Source organism: Candidatus Symbiopectobacterium sp. NZEC135, from assembly GCF_025962695.1.
In genome coordinates, this window is record NZ_JAGFPF010000159.1 from 1 (window position 1) to 3,398 (window position 3,398).

Annotated in this window: 3 protein-coding genes; all 3 read right to left on the minus strand. The window is 54.0% G+C overall.

Features of this window, described 5'->3' with window-relative positions; genetic code table 11:
* Nucleotides 1–1,136 (minus strand): ABC transporter substrate-binding protein (locus J5224_RS24195; RefSeq protein ID WP_264627777.1); only part of this gene is annotated, 1,136 nt, incomplete at its 3' end.
* Between the two features lie 18 nt (nucleotides 1,137–1,154).
* Nucleotides 1,155–2,297, minus strand: a complete 1,143-nt coding sequence (locus J5224_RS24200) for an oligogalacturonate lyase family protein (protein ID WP_264627775.1) — start codon at nucleotides 2,295–2,297, stop codon at nucleotides 1,155–1,157.
* 2 nt (nucleotides 2,298–2,299) lie between these two features.
* Nucleotides 2,300–3,398 (minus strand): Gfo/Idh/MocA family protein (locus tag J5224_RS24205; RefSeq protein WP_264627776.1); only part of this gene is annotated, 1,099 nt, incomplete at its 5' end.

Consider the following 3,398-nt stretch of genomic DNA (forward strand, 5'->3'; position numbering starts at 1 on the left):
GACGACGGGATGGCATGCGGCAAGGCCATAAACGATTTCAGTCCGGCCACCACGATATTGTTTTCCTTGATGGTGCCATCCTGTACCAATTGCTGGTATGCCGTGTTGCTGAGCGGCACGCCGCGCTCCAGCCCCATCTCCTTGACACCCGCCGCCTCATTCATCAGGAAATTGACCAGCAGAGCGGCCTCTTCAGGATGTTTGGTGGAGCGTCCGATACTGAGCATCATGGTCGGTTTGAAGAACAATCCCGCGTCTTTCGCTCCCGGCAGCATAAAGAAAGGGCCCAGTTCCAGTTTGTTATAAGGAGGCTGTAGGTTGGTTTCATACATGGTGGCATTGGTGTTCCACATGTAGATCCCTCCCCATTGCCCGCTAATCCACGGCTTCATCTCCCAGGTATTGGCTTTTCCGTAGGAGGCCAGCACTCGCATTGATGGGAAAACGTGGCTGTCGACCAAATCTTTATACAATTGGAAGAACTCTTCCCACTGGGCTGGCGTATAGGTGAATTTCCCCGCTTTATCGTCGATCGCGGCAATGTTGTATTTCTGCACCATATAGGAGTGAAGCAGCGTTAACGACTCCATGTAATCCAGCACCAGCGGATAGCTGTTTTCATCCTTGGCTTTGAAAGCCTTACCCGCCGCTTTTAGCTCATCCCAACTGTTGGGGTAGGCGACACCCGTCTCTTGCCACAGTTTCTGGTTGTAGTAGAAGCTACGCGCGGTAGCCGCCACGGGAATACCGTTCAACTTACCGGCGACCGACACACTCTCCAGCGACTGAGGATCGTACTGCGTTAAATCCAGCGTTTTAGCCACTTTGCGCAAATCGTAAAACCCGCTGCCATCTTTAGAAAAAATCGGCAGCCAGTTCCAGTTGGTCTGGACGACATCCGGCTCCTGACCGCCGGCGATCTGGGTGGTAAAACGGGATAAATAGCCTTCCCATCCCGAGTATTCCGCCTGAACCTTGATATTCGGGTGCTGTTGTTCAAACGCTTTTATCGCCTGGAGCGTCGCCTGGTGGCGGTTGTTTCCTCCCCACCAGGAAAATCTCAACTCGACATTTTCCGCGTACGCCATACCGGATGTGGCAAGCAGCAGGGCTGCGGCAAGCGTGACTGGTTTCATCAACATAGCTAAATCCTCTTATTTATCATTGAATAGCGCGGAGAATAGCGTCTCCGAGGAGAACAACACCTGTTTCTCATCGGGCGTGAAAGACGGGTGAGGATGGGTAACCTGACGATCGCCATCCAGCACCGCCCACGAACTGCTGTGTTTGGCAATTTTGTGGGTTTGTTGGTGCTTCAAATCAAAGAGGTATAAGTAGGGATCGGTGGCATCGCCGTACTTGTCATTGTCAACAATATCAATGGGCTTGCCGGAACCATCGCCAACCGCCAACTGCCCGTTGTCATTGCTCATCACATGCGAACACGGCGGCATCGCAACAATCTTTTCATCAACACCGGTGTCGGGATCAACCCGGCACAGATAGCGTACCGGGCTGTCCTTTACATAGGTGACATACATCATGGCAGAGCCATCTGGTACCCAAAATTCATGGGTATAACTTTCCCCTGGTGCCGGCAATTTGACTCGGCGAATATGGCTGCCATCTTCGTTCATCAGCCACATGCGGGTTTCTACCCGATCCAGTGGCCCTTCATGGCAAAATGCGACGGTATTATCATCATCAGGGCGGTAAATCGGGTGCCCTAACCACTGGTTCTCTTGTAATAGCGTGGTGCGCTCACCCGTTTGCAAATCGATGCGAATCACACGGCAGAGCGGATTTTCTTCATAAAATTGCTGGAATACCGTCCAGTCACTGACGGGCCGCCAGCTATCACGGTGGATTTCCACCCCCACCAACTTGGTGCAGGCGGAGTTAGCCACCCAGGTACCATAACCCACCCACTCATCCGCCACCTGATAGACGGTTTCCTCGGACAAATCCTGCAACGTAACCCGCATCAGCGCGCGTTCGCCCTTCACGTAATAGAGGTATTGCTCGTCAGGAGAAAGGAATCCGCCAAAGGTGTTATCGCCTGCCCCTTGCGTTAGCTGCGTCGCTTTGCCGCTAGCCAGCTCCAACAGGTAATAGTTGCGAAACCCATCGAATTCCGCGGCAAAAATCAGTGACCGACCTTCATCGAGAAAACATTTCTGATAAAAATAATTGCGGTGGCAGATAACGTTCGGGGGTGTCAATCGGGTCACCCGCGCGCCGGTATCCTCATCGATAGATTCATGGTACTCGAGCTGATAAACATCGCCTTTCGCCATTGCTATTGCTCCCTGTTTCGCCGTGACAGCAGCTTTCTGCCCACAGGCAATTCGTTGATAAATACCGGTTGATTACGTTGCATCGAGAGGTTTCCGCACACGCCGGTCAAAATGGACATGGCCCCGGCATGGCTGTCAGCCCGACGTTTAAGCGGATCGGGACCTGGGTTGCCAAACAGCTCTTCCAGGATCAGCGCATCACCGCCACCGTGCCCCCCTTGTCCGTAAGCCACCTCGATACGCTCCGGCGCGCCAAACATCGGATACCAAGTGATATCGCAGTCCATCAGGCTGCCTTCGTTCTTACGTTCTCCCCCGCCATTGACGTAAGAGTTCTCGACCAGCTTCATTTCCAGCCGCCCTTTGCTGCCATTAAAGGCGATGTTCAACCCTTCCCACGGCTGATAGGCGTTGAGGGAGTAGGTCAGCAGCGTTTTGTTGCGGTACTTAACCATCACCGCCAGGGTATCTTCGATGCTGATGCCGTCGCCGAACACGCTCTGATCGCGCAGGTAGCCATCTTCATGCTCCGCATTCAGGTAGAGATCCTTAAGCATCGCCCGCTCCTCCATGTGCAAAGCGAACGGATCGTTGCGCGCAGCCGGTTGGTTATGGCAGCGGGAATAGAACTCGCTCACGCCGCGCCGCTCGGCATTTTCCTTACCGTAGAACCGCAGATCGCCCTGGGCGAAGACGAACTCCGGCACCGAGTCGAGCCAGAAATTGACTAAATCGAAATGGTGGGTGGATTTATGGACCAGCAGCCCGCCGCTGTTGCGCTTGTCGCGGTGCCAACGGCGGAAATAATCAGCGCCGGGTTGGGTATTAAGCAGCCACTCGAAATGCACCGAGAAGAGGTCACCGACCGTACCGTTGAGAATGAGTTCACGCAGCTTGCTGTGATGCGGCGCATAGCGATAGTTGAACGTTACCCGCAGATCGCGACCGGTACGTTCTACCGCGTCAACGATCGCCAGACAGCGTTCTTCATCGATGGTCATTGGCTTTTCCGTGATGACATCACAGCCCAACTCCATGGCGCGGATGATGTAGCGATCGTGCGTGCGATCCACGCTGGTGACGATCACGATGTCAGGACGG

What these genes read in the sequence shown, in the direction of transcription:
- J5224_RS24200 (WP_264627775.1), bottom strand. Translation starts at nt 2,297, where the DNA reads ATGGCGAAAGGCGATGTTTATCAGCTCGAGTACCATGAATCTATCGAT.